Origin of the sequence: Pantoea sp. FN0302 (assembly GCF_050113775.1) — a bacterium.
Taxonomy (GTDB): Bacteria; Pseudomonadota; Gammaproteobacteria; order Enterobacterales; family Enterobacteriaceae; genus Mixta; species Mixta alhagi.
In genome coordinates, this window is sequence record NZ_JBNJSM010000001.1 from 1,378,260 (window position 1) to 1,400,243 (window position 21,984).

The window sequence follows — 21,984 nt, forward strand, 5'->3', positions numbered from 1 at the left end:
AAGCTAAGCATAGATCGTCGGGCACCAGGCCTGCAAAAATTGGTATCAAAGGATAAAAAAAGGGGCGTGGAACGCCCCTGAGGCGGGAAGGCAAAGTCAGAAAAAGCCCAGCGGCTCAATGCTGTAGCTCACCAGCAGGTTTTTGGTCTGCTGATAATGATCGAGCATCATTTTGTGGGTTTCACGACCAATACCCGATTTTTTATAACCGCCGAACGCCGCGTGCGCCGGATAAAGATGATAGCAGTTAGTCCAGACGCGACCCGCTTTGATGGCGCGTCCGACGCGCCAGGCGCGGTTAATATCGCGCGTCCAGACGCCTGCGCCGAGACCGTAAATTGAATCGTTGGCAATAGCGATGGCTTCCGCCTCATCTTTGAAGGTGGTAATGCCCACAACCGGTCCGAAGATCTCCTCCTGAAACACCCGCATACTATTACTGCCTTTCAACAGCGTTGGCTGTATATAGTAGCCGCTTTGCAGTTGCCCTTCAGTTGGCTCAATGCCGCCACCCGTCAGGATCTCTGCGCCCTCTTGCTGCGCGATATCCAGATAAGAGAGGATTTTATCAAACTGCTGCTGCGAAGCCTGCGCGCCGATCATCGTCTCGGTATCGAGCGGATCGCCGCGTCGAATGGTTTTTATCCGCGCCATCACCGCTGCGATAAACGGCTCGTAAATCGATTCCTGAATCAGCGCGCGCGATGGACAGGTACACACTTCGCCCTGATTAAGAAAGCCCAGTACCACACCTTCTGCCGCTTTCTCAATAAAAGAAGGCTCCGCCTGCATAATATCTTCAAAGAAGATGTTAGGCGATTTACCGCCCAGTTCCACCGTGGACGGGATCAGGTTTTTCGCCGCCAGCTCCAGAATATGGGTGCCGGTTGCGGTAGAACCGGTAAAGGCGATTTTAGCGATACGCGGATTGCTCGCCAGCGCTTCGCCCGCCTCGCGACCAAAACCGTGTACCACGTTCAGCACGCCCGGCGGCAACAGATCGCCCACCAGCTCAGCAAAAAGCGTGATCGACAGCGGCGTCTGCTCGGCAGGCTTCAGCACCACGCAGTTACCGGCCGCCAGTGCCGGTGCCAGTTTCCAGGCCGCCATCAGCAGCGGGAAATTCCACGGGATAATCTGTCCAACCACGCCCAGCGGCTCGTGAATATGGTAGGCGGCGGTATGCTCATCAATCTCCGCCGCCGTGCCCTCCTGCGCACGAATACAACCGGCAAAATAGCGAAAGTGATCCACCGCCAGCGGCAGATCGGCCGCCAGGGTCTCACGCACCGGTTTGCCATTGTCCCAGGTCTCATGTACCGCAAGGCGCTCCAGGTTCTGTTCCAGACGGTCAGCAATTTTCAGCAGCAGCTGAGAGCGTATCTGTACCGAGGTTTTACCCCAGCGATCGGCAGCGGCATGCGCCGCGTCCAGCGCATTTTCAATATCCTGCTGGCCGGAGCGCGGAAATTCGCCGATAACCGAGCCGTCGACCGGCGATGTATTTGTGAAATAGTCGCCGCTAACCGGCGCAACAAATTCACCGTTAATGTAGTTGCCATAGCGCTGCTGCAGCGTTATCAGCGAATCTTTATATCCGGGCCAGGCATAGCGCATACCGATTCTCCTGTGGTGTCAGCTAACAAATAAGTAACCATTTATTAACATGGCCGAGTGCAGCAGCTTTGTCAGTTGCCACAGGAGAAAAGTGTGAGCGCGGCGGAAAGATTCAGCGCCTCAGGCGCTAAGCTGCTCACGCTGGCGCAGGCTTTGCCAGAAACGCTGTAAAATCAGGCGTGGCTGATGGGTATCCGGCTGCGCGGCAGGATTAAAATCCGCGCCCTCCGGCAAACAGGCCTGCATAATGTTGCAAGAGGATGCTGCGTGCAGGCCATACCGAATTCTTTTCCTGTTACGGGAGCGTTTCGGTTGCACAGTATTGCAGCTCTGTTGAGGGCTGTCTCATAACTTTTTCTGAGACTTGGGTGCGGGCTGATAATAAGCAGGCAAAGAAAACCGCCGCGCTAAGGCTTGTCTGTGTGTCGATACCTGTCATGATAGTTAATGATTTATTGCAGACAATTAAGGATGGTGTTGTGGCTCTGCGTCATTTTTTTCTGGTGTTGATGGTCGTCTCCATTTGGGCATTTAATAACGTGGCCATTAAATGGGGCCTGCTGGATCTGCCGCCGTTATTTATGACCTTTATGCGCTTCGTGGTCGTCGCGCTGGTTCTGATCCCCTTTACCCGTATCACCCGTGCCCAGTTGCCCTGGCTGGCGGCGCTGGCATTTACCTTTGGTTTTATGCATTTTTCCCTGCTGTTTGTCGGTATCAGCTACACCGATGCCGGTACCGGCGCGGTGCTGGTACAGCTGGGCACGCCGATTGCCATGTTGCTCGCCTGGGTGATCCTGAAAGAGAAGTTAACGCTGATGCAATTATTTGGCATCGCTATCTCTCTTAGCGGCGTGGTGGTCTTGACCGGCAGCCCAACGATCCCCAACTGGTGGGTGCTGGCGCTGCTGCTGACCAGCGCATGCGGCTGGGCTATCAGCAACCTGATTGTCAAAAAAGCGCCGCCAATCAAACCGTTAACCATGACCGGCTGGCTGTCGTTTATGGCAATCCCCATCGTAGGCGTAACCTCATGGCTGACCGAAGCGCATCAGATTGACGCGCTCTTGCACGCTTCATGGCGGGGCTGGTTCGGCATTTTGTATAGCGCTATCGCCTCTTCCGTTGTGGCCTATTCGCTCTGGTATGCGCTGCTGAAAAAATATAACGTCAACCTGCTGATGCCCTATTCGCTGCTGACGCCGGTGCTGGCCGTGATTATGGGCGTGCTGGTGCTGGGCGACAGCATGAATATGTTTAAAATTATCGGCTCGCTGCTGGTTATTTGTGGCACCGCTATCGCAGTAATCAATATCCGTCGTTTACGTATGCATGCCCGCTTCCCCCGTTTGCCGCTACGACGTAAGCGTCAGCCATAACAGGAAAAAAAGTCCATCCATTGCTAAGGTGAAAGAGAGAAAGAACTGAGGGAGAAGGATATGGATAGCAACCTGGCGGCACTTTTCTGGCAGCAGCTGTGGCATGCTCTAAAGGGAGAAACCTTGCCCCCACCCATGATCCTGCAGGGATATGAAGCCTTTGCATCAGCTTTTCCGGTCAGTGAACTTGCCGCCACCAGCATGGCACTGGCGGCGCAGTCCGCCGCTGGCCTGGTTGGCAATCCTGAAAAGGTCACGGTTGATATCCGTCTCGCCTCACGCTGGTTCCAGCGCACTTTTCGTCCGATAAATCGCCCGCTGCCTGCCGCCTGGGATGTTTTCTCAGGTGACTACGCCACCGCTGACGGCTGGATCCGTTTGCATACTAATGCGCCGCATCACCGTCAGGCGATGGAGCGCGTGCTGGGAAAACAGACGGACCGTGTGGTGCTGGCAAAAGTGGTTGCCGGCTGGCAAAAACAGACGCTTGAGCAGGCCATCATTGATGCCGGCGGCTGTGCTGCACAGATGCGCACTTTGGCTGAATGGCAGCAGCACCCACAGGGGAAATGCGTGGCGCAGGAGCCGCTAATCGCCTGGGAAACACAGACGCAGGGTGCGCCGCCCGCATGGTCTCTTCCGATCGCACGCCCGTTACGGGGCGTTAAAGTGCTGGATTTAACGCGCGTCATCGCCGGGCCGGTGGCCACTCGTTTTCTGGCCGGGCTGGGCGCTGAGGTGCTGCGTCTCGATCCCCCTGACTGGGAGGAGCCTTCGCTGGAAGAGGAGATGATGCAGGGCAAACGCTGCGCCCGGCTCGATTTAAAAAGCGCGCAGGGGCGACAGCAGTTTGAACAGCTGCTGGCACAGGCAGATGTGCTGGTGCATGGCTATCGCGCCGATGCGCTGGAAAAACTGGGTTACGACAATGCACGTCGGCAACAGTTAGCGCCCGGACTGGTGGATGTCAGCCTGAACGCCTGGGGCTGGAGCGGCCCCTGGCGCAATCGACGCGGTTACGACAGTCTGGTGCAGATGGCCTGCGGCATCGCCGATGCGGGCCAGCGCTGGCAGGCTGCCGATGCGCCATCTCCCCTGCCGGTCCAGGCGCTGGATCATGCAACGGGTTATCTGATGGCGGCAGCCGTGCTGGAAGGCATGCGCCGACGCGTCGCGCATCGCTCCGGCATAACGGCCCGGCTCTCTCTGGCACGCACTGCGCATCTGCTGACTTCACATCCTTACGCAGCCAACACAGCAGCGATTGGCCCAGGCCCGACGCAGCCGCACGATGAAAGCGATACGCTGGAACTCACCCCGCTGGGCATAGGCTACCGGCTGCGACCGCCGCTGTGGCTGCCCGGCACTCCGCTGCTCTGGTCACGCAGCGGCAGCCCGCTGGGTTCAGCCTCCGCCAACTGGTTGCCAGACCGGTAGCGGTTTGGTTTTGCCGTGCCGGTACCTACTGCGTTTTAACCGCAGGTAAAGGGCCTGACCAGAAAACAGCAACGATGCGTAATTACGCTTCGTCTTCGCCCTCTTGTTCTGCTTCCTCTTCCGCTTCTGCCAGCTCTTCACGCATTGCCTGCAGCGCTTCGCGGCTTAATGCTGCCAGCGTACGGTAAAAGCCGCTGGTGGCGTGCGCTTCAACCTTGCCGAGAAACGCGCCGCACCAGGGCAGCAGATACTCATCAAACAGTGCGATCTGCGCCTGAATCTCATCTTCCTGCGCCTGATCTTCCAGCCAGGAGGCCGCCAGCAGTAACGCGCCAAAGTGATCGGCTGGCGCATCGCTCAGCGGCATACCGCGCTGTTGTAAAAAAGCACGTACCTCTGCCTCTGCCGGACCATCCTGCCACTGCGAGCCATAAGGCGGCACGCTGCAGTCGCTGCCGACAAACAGCGCATTGTAATCGGCGGCCAGCGCCTGTGGTTCGGCATGCTGTTGCAGACGTGTCAGCAGCTCATCCTGCTCCAGCGGCCAGTTCTGTTGCAGTTTGCCTTCACGGATCAGCGTGAACAGCGGCACCAGCAGCGGATCCTGCGGCTGACGATTAAACAGCGAGCCAAGCACGCGGCAGATGATGGAAAACTCATTCATTACTTTCAGTCCGTTCAGAGGTTAAGACGCCGCCGTTAAAAGTCAGCAAACGCGTCGAGAGGCTTCCCGCCCCGCATTTCCAGAAAATCAAGCAGGCGGCGCGGCGTGACATTTAACACGCGTTCCTCCGGAAAATCCACCTCGCGCGCAATACGCAGGCAATGTTCAAAATTTCCCAGGGTAAAAGCGGTATGGGAATCGGAACCAAACGCCAGCCATCCGCCCGCCTCTTTTACCGCTGCGGCGATAGCGCGACAGTTCGGCTCGCTGCCGGGGCGCGAGTGGGTAAAGGAAGAGTTGTTAATCTCCAGCGCCACCTGATATTTCGCCGCTGCTTCGGCAATCGCCGGAATATCGACCGGAAACTTCGGGTTGCCGGGATGACTGATAATATGCACATTGCCGCTGGCCATAGTGGCGATCATCGCTTCGGTATGGGTCGCTTTATCCTGCGGAGCAAACACCGGCTCATGAAAACCGGCCACCACTAAATCCATCGCATCCAGCATGCGTCCGGTGCAGTCGATCTCGCCGGCGGTGTTTTTAATATTCGCTTCGATGCCGCGCAAAATGCCCACGCCATCCACCACGCGCGGCCAGACATGCATATTGATAAAGTGCCAGTAGTGCGGCGCATCGGCCATATCGGGGCCATGATCGGTAATGGCGAACAGTTTGATGCCGTTCTGTTTTGCGGCAGCGATATAGTCATGCAGCGTACTGTATGCGTGGGTGCTGGCTACAGTGTGCATATGTAAATCTACAGGATACATTTAAGGCCTTCTCCTTGAGATTGGGCAAGGGCCGCGCCCTGCCATCATAATCGTTACGGTTAATAGCCGCGCGTCAGATCAACACGGCCTTCGGGCTGCTGCCCCGCTTCCAGTTGCGCAATCGCGCCGGCGATAAAGCGTATCGCTTCATCCTGCAGGGTTACTGCGGCATTATGCGGCGTCAGCGTGACGCGCGGATGAAGCCAGAACGGATGATCCGGCGACAGCGGCTCATTAACAAAAACATCCAGCGCTGCGCCCTTGATTTTATTGTCATTCAGCGCCGCCAGCAGATCTTCTTCCACCACATGCGCCCCGCGCGCCAGATTCATGACAAAAGCGCCATCATTAAGCTGGTCAAGCAGCGCACGGTTGATGATCTCCTGGGTTTGCGGCGTGTTGGGCAACAGGTTAATCAATACCTGAGTGCCGGAAAGAAAGTCTGCCATCTGCTCAGCGCCATGAAAGCTCTCAATTCCTGTCAGCTGCTTTGGCGAGCGGCTCCAGCAGCGCAGCGGAAAACCCCAGGGCTTCAGGCTTTCCGCCACGCTCAGCCCCAGCACGCCCGCGCCCATAATGCCGATGGTAAAGTTTTCGCGCTTGTAGTTAGGCAACGGCTGCCAGAGCGCCTGCTGCTGCTGTAAGCGGTAGTCGTCGAAGCGGCGGAACCAGCCCAGCACGGTGTGTACCGCATACTCCTGCATTTGCAGGCCCATGCCGGTATCCTCCAGACGGAACAGCGGTACCGCCGGATCGATCATATCCGGATGCTGTTTTAACAGGCCAAGAATATCATCCACGCCTGCGCCAATGGCAAAAATTGCCTTTAGTCCGCGACGTCCCTGCAGCATTTCAACTGGCGCGAAGCGCATCAGCGCATAGTCGGCGTGATCGTTGTCGCCCGGCTGCCAGAGCCGCAGCCGCGCCTGCGGAAGCTGCTGTTGCAGGCCCTGCTGCCATTTTTCCGGGCTAAAGGTGGGATGGTAAAAAATGATGTCCATAGAGCCTCCTTTGTTTTTATTTCACCCAAGGCTCGGGGAAATTGGAGGCGCTGGCAAGAAAAAATTGCAGAGTATGGCCCGCCACGGCGGACGGGCCTGAAAACGATTACGCCTGCGGCGCGGTTGACTGAATCAATCTGCGCAGCAGCGGCATAAGCAACAGCATCACCAGACCAACCGCCGCTGCGCCCCAGCCCAGCAGGCTGAAGATATGGCTGTAGCCAGGATTGGTTAGCAGCGCGCTACTGCCGCTGTTTTCCGGCATCAGTGCGGACACATAGCCCGCCAGTACCGATGCGACACCGGTGACCATCATCCAGCAGCCCATCATAATGCCCTGATAGCGCGTCGGGGCCAGTTTGCCGATCATCGCGTAACCGATTGGCGAAATCAGCAGCTCGCCGATGCTTTGCAGCAGGTAGCTGAAGAAGATCCATTTGAAAGCCACCATGCCGTCGCCCCCCGCCAGCATAATGCCCAGCGGCAAAACCAGCATGCCCAGTCCGATACAGAACAGCGAGCAGGCAAACTGTAGCGGAATATCGATGCGCCAGCCGCGCTGACGCAGACGGTTAAAGGCAACGGCCAGCAGTGGCCCGCCGATGACGATCACCAGCGTGTTAATGTTTTGCACCCACTGCGGTGCAATACGCACTCCCCAGATGTTGAGGTTAATGTTGTGTTCTACGAACAGCATCAGCCCCATCGGCGCCAGCTGATAAAGCATCCAGAAAACCAGCGAGCCTAACGCCAGCAGCAGATAAGCTGACATGCGGCGCTGCTCGTGACGCGGTCGATGGCGTAGCGTAGTAATACACAGCAGCAGGAAGATCAGCACGCCCAGCGCAATAACAAAAGAGCCGGTAAAATCGGCGTGCGTCAGCATGATGCGAATAACCGGCACCAACACGACCAGTACCGCCAGGCCGATTGCCATTCGCAACCAGTATTGACGCGGGCTGGCATGCAGCAGCGGCGTATCAATATCCGCCAGAATTTTCCAGCGCAGCAGGCTGATAACAATAGCCAGCGCGTTACCCACGGTAGCAAACAGGAACAGCGCCTGATAATGCTCGCCAAGCTGAAAATAACCTGCGCCGGTGAAGCCGATAAAGAACCCCAGGTTCATCCCGGCGTAGTTCCATAAAAACGCGCTTTCGCGGCGTTGATCGTCAGGCGTAAAGCGCTGGGTCAGCATCATATTGATACAGGTGACATTCAGCCCGCTGCCGGTAAGGAACATCGCCAGCCCCCAGTAAAGCCCCTGCGCGCTTTCACCTGACAGCACCCAGCACCCGATGACCTGTAATACCATGCCCAGCACGAACAAATTACGGTTACTGAGGAAACGCCCGCCCAGGTAGCCACCGAAAAGGTGCAAACCGTAGTTGAATGCGCCGAAAACGCCCATGGTGGCATTGGCCTGCGCTTCGCTGAAGCCGAGGCGTTTGGTGGCATAGAGCACCAGCGTGGAGTAAAGCACGGCGAAGCCGAGCGTTGCGAAAATTTGAATAAAGAACAGCGCCCTGGTTCCAGCCGGAACCCCCTGTGGTTGCGCTTTGGTTGGATTGTTCAAGCTGACCTCAGTGATTTTTAAGCATAAATTGCGCATCAGTATGCATCTCCAGCCCGGATTATGCAGTATGATTTATGCTATTCGGGTTCATTGCCCTGCTTTTCGCTTATTTTCGCGCCGAAGTGGTTTAAAACTGACTAAACGCATCATTTAGCGCAGAAAGTTGATTGACGCGCCGCGGCAAAATCCCTACATTAGCGCCGGTCAGCAGTGTGCCTGTTGACGACAATATGGTGAGGTGTCCGAGTGGCTGAAGGAGCACGCCTGGAAAGTGTGTATACGGCAACGTATCGGGGGTTCGAATCCCCCTCTCACCGCCATATTTCATAAGAGAGCCTGAGCGAAAGTTCAGGCTTTTTTGTATGCATAGAGCACCACAGAGAGGGGTGATGAGAAGCCCCGCCGGGTTCGACAACCGGCAAAGCCGGTTGGACAGCCACAGGCTGCCCGCAGGGCGAGCGAAGCGAGTCAATCCCCCTCTCACCGCCATATTTCATAAGAGAGCCTGAGCGAAAGTTCAGGCTTTTTTGTATGCATGAGAAAGCCTGAGCGAAAGTTCAGGCTTTTTTGTATGCATGAGAGAGCCTGAGCGAAAGTTCAGGCTTTTTTATTAGCAAAAAGCCTGAGTGAACGTTCAGGCTTTTTTTGTGCGCATAAAGCACGCAGCGAGGCGCTATAAATGCAGCCCGCCGGTGCCAAAGGCCTCGCTATATATTTTATCCTGCGGGATCCCCAACGCAATCAAAGCGCGATACTGCTCCTGCATAAACGGAATCGGCCCGCATAAATAGTAATCCGCCTCTTTGGGCAGATACCCAACAGGAAGTGCCTTTAAATCCAGCCTTCCCTGCATATGATAATCTTTGCCCGCCACCTCGCTCTCTTTTACATTCTCATAGGCAATAAAAACATGCAGGTTGTCGTTCTGGCTGGCCAGGTTTTCCAGCTCTTTACGCAACGCATGCACTTCAGAACTACGGGCGGCGTGAATAAAATAGATATCTTTTTTCAGCGTCCGATACGCTGTATTACTGGCTTGGTTTTCTTCATATAGCGCGGGATTAACATTGGGATCGGCGTGTTCAGCCAGCAGATGATTAACCATAGAGATCATTGGCGTCAGCCCAACGCCCGCGCTGATCAGCACATTAACGGCATCCGGATTCAGCAAATAAAAGTTGCCTGCCGGAGCGCTGAGCTCAACCACGCTGCCTTCGTTAACAGCGTCATGCAGCGTGGAAGAAACGTAACCCGGATCCTGACCTTCCGTACGGGGATCTTCGCGCTTAACCGAGATACGCAGATAAGGGTCAGAGGGGCTGCTGGACAAACTGTACTGGCGAGGCTGTTTAATACCCAACGCCGCAACCTCTACCCGTAAGGTAATATATTGGCCGGGCTTGTAAGCAGGTAGCGGCCCGCCATCCTGCGGAACCAGATAAAACGAAGTAATTTCCTCGCTCTCCTTTATCTTTTTATCCACGATAAAGTTTCGCCAGCCGGTCCAGCTTCCGATGGTATTTTTACGCTCTTCGTACAGTTGCTTTTCAGTTGCAATAAAGATGTCAGCCAGCTGTTGATAGGCCACGCCCCAGGCGGTGATAAGCTCATCATCCATCGGGATGTTAAGCACTTCGCTGATGGAATGCAGTAGATTCTCACCAACAATATTATAATCGGGAGCCTGTATATTCAGGCTGACATGTTTATGGCAAATCAGCTCAACAACCGGCATCAATACCGAGGGATCGTCAATATTTTCGGCATAAGCCAGCACCGCTCCCGCCAGCGCTTTAGCCTGCGCGCCGCTGCGTTGATGTCCCATGTTGAAGGTTTCTTTCAGGTGAGGATTATTTTTTAACATGCGCTTATAGAAATAATCCGTTAACGCCTCTCCGTTCTCTTTTAGTACCGGTACTGTGGCTTTAACCAGCTCGTTTTGCCTCTCGCTTAACATTGATACCTCACTTTGTTTTTAATTTATTACCGATAAAAAACTGAGCCCCCTACGCAAGGCTCTCCTGGCTGCTTTAAATATAGAGCCTTTGAGCAAGTTGAAGTCTGGCTACATTGAGTATCATAAGAAGCAGGATAAGAAATAGCGCAGGCAGGTCAGCGCCACAGGCTGGCGACCGGGAACATGCTACAGGGCAGAAACGGAGTGAATGGTGTGCTGATGTTGAATGCTCAACGCCGGTTTTTTGCAGATATCTGGCGAAACCGTCTGCATGTTTTAGCGGGACATATCCGTGCCAGGTTCTGACAATCATTTTTTGCTCCTTTTAGGTTGTAAGGGGAAGAACGTTTTCCCGCGTTAAACCACCCAAAAATAGCTAGCGGTGACTCAGCGCCAGTTTTGCTGCAAACAATATAAAAAGGGTGCCGGTAGCGCGATCCATCCACTGGACAAATCGTGTTTTTCTTAATATTCCGGACGCGAAACGCGTTCCCGTTATCAATACCGCTGACCACAGCGTACCGATAACAATATGGATGGATACCAGCAGGAATGTCCACAGCACCGGGGAGTGTCCGGCAGGTATAAACTGCGGCAGAAATGAGACGTAAAAAACGCCTATTTTGGGATTCAGTACATTACCCAGCATCCCTTTTACAAACCAATTTGTTGTAATCGGATTCGTCGTGTCTGAGGTGACTAATTTTCTTCGCGGCTTAAATATGAGTCCTATTCCTAACCAGCATAACCAGGCCGCGCCACACCATTTCAGCAAGTTATAAGCTATTTCAGATGCCGCCAGCAACGCCCCCAGTCCCAACGCCACCAGTGCTCCCCAGATAAAACAGCCGGTATTGATGCCAGTTGCCGCCTGGAATGCTTTTTTCCTGCCCTCAACCGTTGCAGTACGCAAAATAAGTGCTGTGTCCAGCCCGGGTGTCAGCGTTAACAGCAATGCGGCAAATGAAAAGGCAAACAGTGAATCCGTGACGGACATCTCTTTCTCCGCAAGGGCGAGTATCAGGTAAAAATCAACCTGCACGATATAATAGTTAAAAATTTTTAACCTTTAACAGGGGTAAAATCAACCGCTTATTGATTAGCCAGCCGCTGAACAGACCCGTAACGCCTCACCCCCGGCGTACAAGTTAAAACCCTAATCCAACTCACATTTCCCGACTTCACGCCAGGCAAACTCTTTAATTTCGTCTAAAGTTTTTTGAATGGTCAAACACTTACAGGCCATGTCGGGTCTGGACAAGGAGAATACTGATGAAAAAGGCCGTACCTTCTCAATGGAAAGGCGCACTGTTATTGCCTTTACTGATTACCGGCGCGCTGGCAACGGGATCTTTTTATGCACAGGCGGCGGACGATCAACGCCTGCTGACTCAGGCACCGCAGCCGCCGGATGTGCGCCTGGGGCCGCTTTATCATGCAGTTCAGTCAGCGAAGTTCTTCCCGGATCAGAAAACCTTTGCCGATGCGGTGCCGAAATTTGATCCGGCGTCCATTCTGGCTGACTGGCAAATGCAAAAAAACCAGCGCAATTTTGATTTACGCCGCTTTGTCGATGCTAATTTCACCCTGCCGGGCAAAGGCGAAGCCTATGTGCCGCCAGCGGGACAAAGCCTGCGCGAGCATATTGACGGCCTGTGGCCGGTGCTGACGCGCACTACGGATAAAGTAAATCAATATGATTCCCTGCTGCCGTTGCCAAAACCTTATGTGGTGCCGGGCGGTCGTTTCCGCGAAATTTACTACTGGGACAGCTATTTCACCATGCTGGGTCTGGCGGAAAGCGGCCACTGGGACCGCGTTCAGAATATGGTTGATAACTTTGCTCATGAGCTGGATAAATATGGCCACATTCCCAACGGCAACCGCAGCTACTATCTGAGCCGCTCGCAGCCGCCGTTTTTTAGCCTGATGGTTGATTTGCTGGCGCAGCACGCCGGTGAAAACACTTACAGTAAATATCTGCCGCAGTTGCAAAAAGAGTATCAATACTGGATGGCGGACGCCCAAAGCGTGGCGGCCGGTAATGCCAGCAAGCGCGTCGTGAAGCTGAAAGATGGCACCGTTCTGAACCGTTACTGGGACGCACGCGATGTGCCGCGCACCGAATCTTATATGGATGACATCGCCACGGCGGAAAAAGCCAAACAGCGCAATAAAGCGGAACTCTATCGCGATCTGCGCTCCGGCGCGGCGTCTGGCTGGGATTTCAGCTCGCGCTGGTTTGACGACCCGAAAGATCTTTCCACTATCCGCACCACCGAAATTGTTCCGGTTGATCTGAACGCCCTGCTGTTCCATCTGGAAAAAACGTTGGAACGCGCCAGTAAAGTTGCGGACAAGCAGAGCGACAGCCAACGCTATGCGGAACTGGCGGAAAAACGTCAGGCGGCAATTAATCGCTATTTATGGAATGCGGAAGGCGGCTGGTATGCCGACTATGACTGGAAACGCAGCAGCGTGCGCACGCAGCTGACTGCCGCCGCGCTGTTCCCGCTCTATATGCAGGTTGCCAGCGACGAGCAGGCGACAAAAACCGCCGCCGCCGTTGAAAAACAGTTGGTCAAGGCGGGCGGTCTGGTGACCACCAATGTGCATAATGGTCAGCAGTGGGACGCCCCAAACGGCTGGGCACCGCTGCAGTGGGTCGCGGTGGAAGGTCTGAATCACTACGGCAAACAGACGCTGGCGAAAGAGATTGGGATGCGCTTCCTTGATAACGTTCAGGCCACCTATGACCGCGAGCACAAGCTGGTGGAGAAATATGTGGTGGAAGGTAACCTTGGCGGCGGCGGCGGCGGTGAATATCCGTTGCAGGACGGCTTTGGCTGGACCAATGGCGTTACTCTTAAGCTGATGGATATGTACTGCCCGAAAGATGTCACCTGTAATAACGTGAGTGATATGAAAAAATCACAGTAAACTTTGGCAGCCCGGCAACCGCCGGGCTGCCAGTCCTCGCCTTTTAATCCCCTGAATCCTCACAAATTATCTGGAAATAATCAGATAAATTACATCTTGAATCGTCAACCGATAAAGATAATAATTCTCATTAGTCTTTTCAGTTACATGATCTTACATTGCCTCTGGCCGCGTTCCGTTACCGGGCGGCCTTTTCGACTCTGTTTAAGGGATATCACATGGGAATGCCTTTTAACCTGAAACGTTCTGCGCTGCTTTGTTCACTGGCGCTCACCGTCCCGGGCTTATCTATCGCGGAAGAGACGCTGACGGTCACTGCGCAACCTGCTGAAACTGCCGATTCGCCGACCTCAGGCTATACCGTTAAAACCAGTAAAGGCGCGACTAAAACCGATCAGCCGCTGATTACTACCGGTCAGTCTGTTTCGGTGGTAACGCGCCAGCAGATGGAAGATCAGGGCGCGATAAATATAAATCAGGCGTTAAATTACACGCCAGGCGCGTTTACTAACTTTGCCGGTGGTGCCAGCCGCTTCGATACTATTTCCCTGCGCGGTTTCCACGGTACTGACGTCAATAACACCTTCCTCGATGGTTTGCGCGTAATGAGTGACAGTAACAGTCACAACATTTTGCAAATCGATCCCTGGTTTATTGAACGCGTCGATATTATTAAAGGCCCCTCTTCCGCTACCTATGGTCAGACGATTCCCGGCGGGTTAGTGAATATGACCAGCAAACTTCCGCAATTTAATCAGGAAGGTCATTTCCGCCTCAGCACCGGCACGCAGGAAACAAACGGTGCCGCGTTTGATTATACCAATGCCATTAATAATCAGTGGGCCTGGCGTCTCACCGGTATGACGCGTAAAAGCGATACGCAATACGATCATGCGCGCGAAGAACGCTACGCTATTTCGCCATCCCTGTTATGGCAGCCTGATAGCGATACCTCATTATTACTTAAAGCCTATTTGCAGAAAGATCCGTCTGGTGGTTTCCACGGCTCAGTACCGGCCGATGGTTCTTTATATGAACACAACGGTTATAAACTCAGCTCCGGTTTTAATGATGGCCCTGGCGCACCGAATCAATATAAACGTCGTGAACAGATTTATAGCTACGCTTTCTCGCATCGCTTTAACGATACCTGGGCGTTCCGTTCAAACGCCAACTATACCCACTCGAACGTCGAGATCGATCAGCTTTATCAATCCGGCTGGATAGGCAACACTAATACGCTTAAACAAGGTATCTCTTCCTCTCGCTCTTCGCTGGATGCCTTTGCCATTGATAATCAGCTACAAGCAGATTTCACTACCGGCGCGCTTGCCCATACCTTGCTGATGGGTGTGGAATATCATCGTTATAAAAATAACATTTCTGAACTGCCTTACCTCGGCATCATAGGATCCCTGGATGCAAAAAACTATACAACCACGTTGAATGCGTTTGACCGGAATTATAACACGCTGATCCATCGCTATTACCAAACCGGCGCTTATCTGCAAGATGAAATGGTATGGGATAAGTGGCATCTGAACCTGTCTGGTCGTTATGATCGTATTGTTACCAATGGCAGCGATACGGATCGCCGCCAGGACGACTATATCAGCGCCCGTAGCTCGTTACTCTATGCGTTCGATAATGGCCTTTCGCCCTATATCAGCTGGAGCCAGGGGATTACGCCAACGGCATTTAGCGGTCAGAACACGCGCCAACTGCTGAAGCCCTCCACATCAGAACAGTACGAAGCCGGGTTAAAGTATCAGCCGCCAGGCACCAGCGATCTTTATAGTATTGCTGCCTATGATTTGACGCAAAACGATGTGGCTAACCGTAACGTTAACCTGGGCTATTATGAACCCGCCGGTAAAGTCCATTCGCAAGGGCTTGAGCTGGAGGCGCGTAATCAGCTTACGCCTCGCCTGAGTACCATTGCAGGCTATACGCTTAACCATGTCCGTTATAAAGAAACGGTAGATGGTAATGATGGGCATACGCCTTACATTACGCCTAACCAGATGGCATCGCTGTGGGGCCATTATCAGTTCGATTACGGCATCAGCGCAGGCGCGGGCGTACGCTATATCGGTAAACAGTGGGCGGATAATGCGAATACCCGCCGCATACCTTCCGTTACCCTGTTTGATGCTTCGGTAAAAGCGGATCTGGGTGTATGGAATCATCAGCTGAAAGGCGCATGGGTACAGGTGGCTGCCAATAACCTCACCGATCGTAAATATGTTGCCGCCTGTTACGGTACCGGCAACTGCTACTGGGGTGCGGAGCGGACTGTTACCGCCACCGTCGGCTACGATTTCTGACGGCGCGACGCTGTGTCGGCTTGCTAAGGGTACTGGCGCAGGCGAATTGGCTGGAAAGCCCTTTGCGCTGATACAGCATACACCAATGAAAAACGTGGAATCGCAGACATAAAAAAAGGAGGCGTTAGCCTCCTTTTTGTATTTAAAGCTTAATGACGAACCTTGCGATAAATAAACAGCACCAGGATGGCACCGATCACCGCGACCACAAAGCTGCCGAAATTGAAGCCATCAACGCGGCCGAAGCCAAAGAAGGTACTGATCCAGCCGCCGACTACGGCACCGATGATGCCCAGAATAATGGTAATAATGATACCACCACCATCTTTACCCGGCATGACCCATTTAGCGATAATACCGGCGATTAAACCAAAAATGATCCATGACAGAATTCCCATCTGTAACTCCTTCTTATTTACGGCTAATTAACATACCAACAATGAGACCCACTACGGCACCGGCACCGACGCCTGCCCAGGGGTTACTTCTTACATACGTACACGCCTGATGCGTTACGTTGTTCATTTCACGACACAGTTCACTGCCTGCTTCGCGTGTACGGTCCTGCGCATATTCCAGACTGTCGCGCGTTTCTTTTTTCGAAAACATACCCAGTCCTCCTGAGATCGGTGAGCGGCTGACCTGTTCATCACACTTCTGGCAACAAGTATAGGACAGGTTTCTAACTATGTGATTTCAGAGATAACTTTTTGCAGTTTTTTTACCCAAAAAAGCAACGACTGCTATAAATTTCTACGTTGCAGTGCCGATAAACAGCAGATAACGCGTATTACAGAAATATCTGGAAACAGACCGGGACGGGAAAGTAAGTGAAAGAGCCTGACAATGAGCAGTATTACAAACGTGGCACGCTGGCGGTGTTAGGCGTATTGCGCGACATCGAACGTGACGGTACGCCGATCATGGTTTCCCATGCGCGCGGCCAGTTTATTAGCCGTATCCTGTCCGTTGATAAAGAGCTGCTGGTAATCGATTACGGCAGTAACGATTATGATAATCAGGTCACGCTGGAGATGCGCAGCCTGACCATTACTGCGGAAATGAAAGGGGCAAAAGTCGAATTCAGTCTGGAGCAATTGCACGAGACGCATTTTGGCGGCCTGCCCGCTTTCAGCACCCCGCTGCCGTCTGAACTGTTGCAGATCCAGCGTCGTGAATATTTTCGGATTAGCGCCCCGCTGGACCCGCTTTTTTACTGTCATGCCAGCTGGCCTGAAGGCGGCAAGGCGCGTTTCCGCTTGCAGGATATTTCCCTGGGCGGCATTGGCGTACTGGTGGAAGGCGACATGCCGGAAAACCTTGTCTGCGGAGATCTCTGGCGCAGCATGCGGTTGGATATGGGCGAATATGGCGAGCTTCAGGTAGATGCTCAGCTGCTGCACGTGGGCACCCGCACTACCGTGAGCAGTAAAAATGAGACGGTTTCAACGCCGCGTCTGAGCTTTAGTTTTGCCTCGCTGAGCGCCGCGCAGGAGCGTCAACTACAGCAAATTATTTTCTCTCTTGAACGCGTTGCGCGTGAAAAAGCGATGCGCTTTCGTTAAAGGGTGCTTCTTCTCTCGCCTGGCAAAGGACATCCGCCTGAGCCAGGCTTAGTGTTGATTTCAGGCCACTCAATCAACCGTAAGGAGAAGCTCCCCTGATGGAAACTCTATTTTCCGACCGGAATCTGTCACTGCTGTTTAACCAAACGTTCTGGTTCAATACGGTTATCGTTGTTGCCGGCACATTTATTATTTACTGGTTGCTGCGCTCGCTGATTGGCTTTATCAGCTCCCGTCTTGGACGTTTTGAAAACGATCACCGCTCGCGCTTTTATAACATCGCCGTTGAGATGTTGCGCACCACCAGCCGCCTGCTGCTGTTTATCTTTTCCCTGCTGATTGCGATTAAATTTATCGAGCTGCCTGCCACCTGGCAAAGCAACATTTCTCACGGCTGGTTTATCGCCCTGATGCTGCAGTTCGCGCTGTGGCTGGACTGCGGCGTCCGCCTGTGGCTGAGAAATATGCTGCGCGATCCTACACATGTGCGTAACCCGGTCACCATGGTGATCCTGGGCATTATGCTGCGGATATTTATCTGGGCGATTATGATGCTGGCGATCCTGTCAAATATGGGCGTCAACATTACTGCGCTGGTCGCCAGCTTAGGGGTAGGCGGTATTGCGGTCGCGCTGGCGATTCAAACCGTGCTGAGCGATGTTTTTGCCTCGCTGGCTATCGGGCTGGATAAGCCGTTTGAAATCGGCGACTTTATTGTTTTCGGCGATATTGCCGGCTCCATTGAGCATATCGGCCTGAAGACGACCCGCATTCGCAGCCTCAGCGGTGAACAGATCGTTTGCGCTAACGCGGTGCTGTTACAGCAAACCATTCACAACTATAAGCGTATGCAGGAACGCCGCATCCAGTTTCGCTTTGGCATCAGCTATAACACGCCAGCAGAGAAAGCGCGTAAAATTGGCGGTATCGTTAAAGAGATTATTGAGGGCGTTGAACAAACCCGTTTCGACCGCGCGCACTTCTTATCGTTTGATGTTTCCCAGCTGACTTATGAAGTGATCTATTTTGTTACCGATGCCGACTACAACAAATATATGGATATTCAGCAGGAGATAAACCTGCAGCTGATGGAGCGTCTGGCCGAACTGGATGTGCATTTCGCCTTCCCGATCCGCCACGTTCAGTTTACCGGCGGGACATTGCCGGAACTCAACATGGCGGAAAAGGCGTCTAACGAGGATGAGGATAACCAGCAGGCTGACCGTCAGCCTCAGATGGTGCGATAAACGGTATTCACTTTCCACAGGTAACGCGGCGCCTGTGCAGCCGGATGTCTGGTCTGCACATGGCGTCGAAACTCGTCCGGCGACATCTCATTAATCATGGCGATAGCCCGATCGCGGTCACGCGAAAAGGTGCGCAACAGTGCACCTGCGCCATTAGCATAAGAGACAATCGTGGCGTAACGCAGCGTTTCCGGGTCACGAATGCCCGCCAATGCCCGCTGCTGTAGCAGACGGATATAGGCGGTGCCGATATCAATGTTTTTTGCCGGATCGCGCAGCTCGCGCGTTGAAGGTTGTCCATGACGTCCCTGTGCACGATAGACTTCACGTCCGGCGGTCGAGGCTTTGATTTGCATCAGGCCAACGGCATTCGAGCGGCTTACCGCATCAGGATTGCCACCCGATTCAACGCTGATAATCGCGCTGATTAAGCGCTCGTCAACGCCATAATGGCTGGCGGCGTTTTCCGTAAACATCGACCAGGTTTGCGAAACGTGTGCTGGCGCGGCTTTGGTTAAGGGCGTTTGCCGCTCCTGGGCAGTATGGTTGGTGGTTTTACTGGCACAGCCTGCCAGTAATAGTGCCGATAGCACCAGCATCCTGATTTTCACGCTGTAGGGTTCCTCGAAGCCTGATTGCTGCGCCCATCTTACTTAGCGGTTCGCTTTTAAAAATTACCGCTTATCTGAATTGCTGAATAAAGTGTGACAAATGATGACTTTAGTCACGCTTTTCGTCATCATCACGCAGTTGGACTGCAGGACGATAAACAACAGGAGTCCCGTTAATGAACCCGCATACGCCTCGTACTATCCATCTGATCGCGCCGTCCGGTTACTGCCATAATCAGCCTGCCGCCGCGCTGGGTATCCAGCGACTGCAACAGGCGGGACATCAGGTAACCAATCAGACGGTAACCGGTCGCCGTTTTCAGCGCTTCGCTGGCAGCGATGCCGAACGCCTGCAGGATATCAACGCGCTGGCCCGGCTCAGCCTGCTGCCTGATATTGTTCTGGCGGTGCGCGGCGGTTACGGCGTGACGCGGTTAATGGACCAGATCGATTACGCCGGCCTGCGACAACAGCTACAGGGCAAGCCGGTCGCGTTGTGCGGTCATAGCGATTTTACCGCGCTGCAGCTGGCGCTGCTGGCGCAGTCTGGGTTGATCACTTTCAGCGGGCCGATGCTGTGCGGCAATTTTGGCACGCCGGAGTTGTCTGAATTCAGCTGGAACCACTTCTGGCAGGCGTTAACGTCGCCTGAGTTTACCCTGACCTGGGCAAGCAGTACGCCGACATTGCCGACGCTGAGCGGCACGCTATGGGGTGGCAACCTGGCCATGATCATGACGCTGATCGGCACGCCGTGGATGCCGGATATTGATGACGGCATTTTGGTGATCGAGGATGTAAATGAGCATCCGTTTCGCACCGAGCGCATGCTGCTGCAGCTGCATCAGTGCGGTATCCTGGCGCGCCAGCGGGCGATTATTATTGGCAGCTTCACCGGCTGTAAACTTTCCGACTATGATAACGGCTTCGGCTTTCCAACCGTGTGGCAGCGCATGCGCGAGCTTAGCGGTCTGCCGATCGTCGACGGGCTCGATTTTGGTCATGACCAGGCGACGGTAACGCTGCCGCTGGGCGCGCAGGGCACGCTGAGCGTGGCGAGCGGCCAGGCCAGCCTGCGCATCAGCGGTCATCCGGTATTATCTGCCCACGCAGCGTCGGAAGCAGAGCGTTAAGAATCAATATGACCGCGATCGTCAAACCGCTCCAGGGTGATCGCTTCTACTTCGCGTTTAACGCTACGGCTACAGGGCAGCAGCTTATTGGTATTGCGATAGGCAAACCAGACCTTGCCGCTGCTCTGATTAATGATCAACCGATCGCCATTGCGAAAACGAGTAATGGCGACCTTCGCACCATTTTCCAGCGTATGTCGCACCTGACCCGAGGCGACCTGGAAATGGCGCTGCGGCCACATCAGCGTGGTCAGGCCGTGCTGTGCACGTGAGATGGTCATCACCGCCCTGCCCGGACAGGTGATTTGAAATTCAGTTTCGCTCCGGGCAGACGATGTAAACAGCGTAAGCAATCCTGCCGCCAGTAATAATTTTCTCATAACGCATGCATCCTCAGCGTAATTACACAAAATATTGCCTTAATATGCATAGCCTGACATCGCCAGAAATGCGAACGGAAGAGATGATCTGGCGCAAGCCGGTACTGAAAATGCTGTCAGACGCCCTGTTAGCTGTTGATTTGACAACGCGGGTCATGCCATTAACATCGATGCGGTGAACAGGAGCGATGTATGTCTGAACTTGATCGGTTGTTTCAACGCCTGGACGCGTCGACTTTTCGTCGTCGCTTTCGGCTGGGCAGTAAGGAGCGGCAATATTGCCTGGAAAAAGGCCCCGAGGTGATTGACCGCCATGCGGCGGATTTTATTGCCCAGCGTCTTGCCGCTGCCGAGCCGCGTAACGATGGCAAGCAGACGCCCATGCGTGGGCACCCGGTGTTTATTGCGCAGCATGCCACCGCAACCTGCTGCCGTGGCTGTCTGGAAAAGTGGCATCGAATCGCCGCACATCAACCGCTAAGCGCCGAACAGCAGCGCTATATTGTTACGGTGATCCACGCCTGGCTGGTGAAAGAGATGAATCGCTGAATTCACCGGCGGGAATAACGCCGCATGGTGCAGCTTTCAGATCCGCTCAAAATTTGTGCCACAATTTTTTTACTCTGCGGCAATTTCCGCTGCCACCAGCATCAACGCCAGCCCAGCATCCTCTTCCTCATACTCGCGCAACGTCTCTTTTATTCTGCCAATACAGCGCTCTACCCGCTCCTTCTGCGGCTGCGGCAGGTTATCGATAGCATGGCGAATCAGCATCAGACTGGCTTCTTCTTCTTTCATTCCGCTTTTCCCTTTCGTGATAGGGCGCACAGTTTGCCAAATTTATTGCGCCAAACCAAGTTAAGTCATTTTTTTTCACTGGTCCAGTTGAAACAGCAAGGCTGAATTCCATCATTTCTTCGGGTGAATGCTATGCTGTTGAAAGCGTAGCGCACTGCTGCGCCGGTCCTGTTTTATTGGGCAGGAAAAGCGATAACATAAAAAGGCAATGCATATGCTGCGAGTGATGATGTTCACGCTTCCCTTTTTGCTGGCTGCCTGCTCTTCCGGCCCGCAGGGCGTTGAGTGTCCCGGCAAAGTCGCCTCGATTTACGGTCAGGAAGGTCATGTTACCCACGGCACCGTGTTCGATCTGGTGAGTTCGTTTAGCGTGGCTACTGATGACGTCAAAGTGGAAAGCGGACCGCTCCATTCTACCGATCGCACCCGCTACATCCCGGCAGCGGTCACTAAAGAGGGTTATCTGGCCCAGCGTATTTCCGATAAACAGTTTCGCCTGATCGATCCGCAACAGGATCAGATGATTACCTGGACCTGCGGGAAGTCATCCGCCACAGCTAACGCTAAGCTCAACTGAAT

21 protein-coding genes, 1 tRNA gene and 1 pseudogene are annotated in these 21,984 nt (G+C 53.8%); 10 read left to right on the forward strand and 13 right to left on the reverse strand.

All coding sequences use genetic code 11. The features are described 5' to 3' along the window. Positions 1-96: 96 nt before the first annotated feature. The gene (gene exaC, locus ACQE32_RS06345) at positions 97-1,617 is read right to left on the reverse strand and encodes an acetaldehyde dehydrogenase ExaC (RefSeq protein ID WP_427021503.1); all 1,521 of its coding nucleotides are present in this window, start codon (positions 1,615-1,617) and stop codon (positions 97-99) included. A 479-nt stretch (positions 1,618-2,096) separates the two neighbouring features. Here exaC and ACQE32_RS06350 point away from each other — a divergent pair, with 479 nt between their 5' ends. Further along, positions 2,097-2,996, forward strand: a complete 900-nt coding sequence (locus ACQE32_RS06350) for a DMT family transporter (RefSeq protein ID WP_250652504.1) — start codon at positions 2,097-2,099, stop codon at positions 2,994-2,996. Between the two features lie 60 nt (positions 2,997-3,056). Next, on the forward strand, positions 3,057-4,433 hold the full coding sequence (locus ACQE32_RS06355) for a CoA transferase (RefSeq protein WP_427021504.1): 1,377 nt from the start codon (positions 3,057-3,059) through the stop codon (positions 4,431-4,433). Between the two features lie 82 nt (positions 4,434-4,515). Here the strand turns inward: ACQE32_RS06355 and ACQE32_RS06360 are convergent, their stop codons facing one another. From ACQE32_RS06360 to ACQE32_RS06375, 4 genes are all read right to left on the reverse strand, one after another. Continuing rightward, positions 4,516-5,097, reverse strand: coding sequence for a TorD/DmsD family molecular chaperone (locus ACQE32_RS06360; RefSeq protein ID WP_426981552.1), 582 nt, complete (start codon positions 5,095-5,097; stop codon positions 4,516-4,518). A 35-nt stretch (positions 5,098-5,132) separates the two neighbouring features. After that, complete coding sequence (locus ACQE32_RS06365; RefSeq protein ID WP_427021505.1) at positions 5,133-5,870, reverse strand: phosphatase; 738 nt, start codon at positions 5,868-5,870, stop codon at positions 5,133-5,135. A gap of 59 nt (positions 5,871-5,929) precedes the next feature. Further along, the gene (ghrA, locus tag ACQE32_RS06370) at positions 5,930-6,871 is read right to left on the reverse strand and encodes a glyoxylate/hydroxypyruvate reductase GhrA (protein ID WP_427021506.1); all 942 of its coding nucleotides are present in this window, start codon (positions 6,869-6,871) and stop codon (positions 5,930-5,932) included. A gap of 106 nt (positions 6,872-6,977) precedes the next feature. Further along, entirely contained in the window at positions 6,978-8,447 is a 1,470-nt protein-coding gene (locus ACQE32_RS06375; protein ID WP_426981515.1) for a peptide MFS transporter, read from the reverse strand. Positions 8,448-8,679: 232 nt separating this feature from the next. Here ACQE32_RS06375 and ACQE32_RS06380 point away from each other — a divergent pair. After that, a tRNA-Ser gene (locus ACQE32_RS06380) sits at positions 8,680-8,767 on the forward strand. Positions 8,768-9,120: 353 nt separating this feature from the next. On the opposite strand, the gene ACQE32_RS06385 is transcribed toward ACQE32_RS06380, so the two are convergent. The 3 genes and pseudogenes from ACQE32_RS06385 to ACQE32_RS06395 form a co-directional block, all read right to left on the reverse strand. Next, on the reverse strand, positions 9,121-10,404 hold the full coding sequence (locus ACQE32_RS06385; protein WP_427021507.1) for a globin domain-containing protein: 1,284 nt from the start codon (positions 10,402-10,404) through the stop codon (positions 9,121-9,123). A 217-nt stretch (positions 10,405-10,621) separates the two neighbouring features. Beyond that, positions 10,622-10,717 (reverse strand): annotated as a pseudogene (locus ACQE32_RS06390) (hypothetical protein); the annotation flags it as partial. 63 nt (positions 10,718-10,780) lie between these two features. Next, a complete protein-coding gene (locus ACQE32_RS06395) occupies positions 10,781-11,401 on the reverse strand; it encodes a LysE family translocator (protein ID WP_427021508.1) in 621 nt (206 codons plus the stop codon). 275 nt (positions 11,402-11,676) lie between these two features. Between ACQE32_RS06395 and treA the strand changes: the two genes are divergently transcribed. After that, positions 11,677-13,344 (forward strand): alpha,alpha-trehalase TreA, encoded by a 1,668-nt coding sequence (gene treA, locus ACQE32_RS06400; RefSeq protein WP_426972844.1) that lies wholly within the window; start codon positions 11,677-11,679, stop codon positions 13,342-13,344. A gap of 218 nt (positions 13,345-13,562) precedes the next feature. After that, positions 13,563-15,671, forward strand: coding sequence for a TonB-dependent siderophore receptor (locus ACQE32_RS06405; protein ID WP_426981514.1), 2,109 nt, complete (start codon positions 13,563-13,565; stop codon positions 15,669-15,671). Between the two features lie 149 nt (positions 15,672-15,820). On the opposite strand, the gene ACQE32_RS06410 is transcribed toward ACQE32_RS06405, so the two are convergent. Further along, on the reverse strand, positions 15,821-16,069 hold the full coding sequence (locus ACQE32_RS06410) for a GlsB/YeaQ/YmgE family stress response membrane protein (protein ID WP_085071937.1): 249 nt from the start codon (positions 16,067-16,069) through the stop codon (positions 15,821-15,823). Between the two features lie 13 nt (positions 16,070-16,082). Next, the gene (locus ACQE32_RS06415; protein ID WP_250652492.1) at positions 16,083-16,280 is read right to left on the reverse strand and encodes a glycine zipper domain-containing protein; all 198 of its coding nucleotides are present in this window, start codon (positions 16,278-16,280) and stop codon (positions 16,083-16,085) included. A gap of 221 nt (positions 16,281-16,501) precedes the next feature. Between ACQE32_RS06415 and ACQE32_RS06420 the strand changes: the two genes are divergently transcribed. Together ACQE32_RS06420 and ACQE32_RS06425 are read left to right on the forward strand one after the other, a co-directional pair. Further along, on the forward strand, positions 16,502-17,236 hold the full coding sequence (locus ACQE32_RS06420) for a flagellar brake protein (protein WP_426972847.1): 735 nt from the start codon (positions 16,502-16,504) through the stop codon (positions 17,234-17,236). Positions 17,237-17,334: 98 nt separating this feature from the next. Continuing rightward, on the forward strand, positions 17,335-18,483 hold the full coding sequence (locus ACQE32_RS06425) for a mechanosensitive ion channel family protein (protein ID WP_426972849.1): 1,149 nt from the start codon (positions 17,335-17,337) through the stop codon (positions 18,481-18,483). Here the strand turns inward: ACQE32_RS06425 and emtA are convergent. After that, positions 18,468-19,082, reverse strand: a complete 615-nt coding sequence (emtA, locus tag ACQE32_RS06430) for a membrane-bound lytic murein transglycosylase EmtA (protein ID WP_250652714.1) — start codon at positions 19,080-19,082, stop codon at positions 18,468-18,470. The two genes, ACQE32_RS06425 and emtA, sit on opposite strands and share 16 nt — an antisense overlap. 188 nt (positions 19,083-19,270) lie before the next feature. Between emtA and ldcA the strand changes: the two genes are divergently transcribed. Then, on the forward strand, positions 19,271-20,227 hold the full coding sequence (ldcA, locus tag ACQE32_RS06435) for a muramoyltetrapeptide carboxypeptidase (protein WP_427021509.1): 957 nt from the start codon (positions 19,271-19,273) through the stop codon (positions 20,225-20,227). On the opposite strand, the gene ACQE32_RS06440 is transcribed toward ldcA, so the two are convergent. Continuing rightward, positions 20,224-20,607 (reverse strand): hypothetical protein, encoded by a 384-nt coding sequence (locus ACQE32_RS06440; RefSeq protein ID WP_426972852.1) that lies wholly within the window; start codon positions 20,605-20,607, stop codon positions 20,224-20,226. The two genes, ldcA and ACQE32_RS06440, sit on opposite strands and share 4 nt — an antisense overlap. A gap of 192 nt (positions 20,608-20,799) precedes the next feature. Here ACQE32_RS06440 and ACQE32_RS06445 point away from each other — a divergent pair, with 192 nt between their 5' ends. Next, on the forward strand, positions 20,800-21,156 hold the full coding sequence (locus tag ACQE32_RS06445) for a DUF4186 domain-containing protein (protein WP_426981513.1): 357 nt from the start codon (positions 20,800-20,802) through the stop codon (positions 21,154-21,156). A 69-nt stretch (positions 21,157-21,225) separates the two neighbouring features. On the opposite strand, the gene ACQE32_RS06450 is transcribed toward ACQE32_RS06445, so the two are convergent. Then, the gene (locus ACQE32_RS06450; protein ID WP_085071945.1) at positions 21,226-21,405 is read right to left on the reverse strand and encodes a hypothetical protein; all 180 of its coding nucleotides are present in this window, start codon (positions 21,403-21,405) and stop codon (positions 21,226-21,228) included. 214 nt (positions 21,406-21,619) lie between these two features. On the opposite strand from ACQE32_RS06450, the gene ACQE32_RS06455 reads away from it, so the two are divergent. Further along, a complete protein-coding gene (locus ACQE32_RS06455) occupies positions 21,620-21,982 on the forward strand; it encodes a hypothetical protein (protein WP_426972856.1) in 363 nt (120 codons plus the stop codon). The last annotated feature ends 2 nt before the right edge of the window (positions 21,983-21,984 follow it).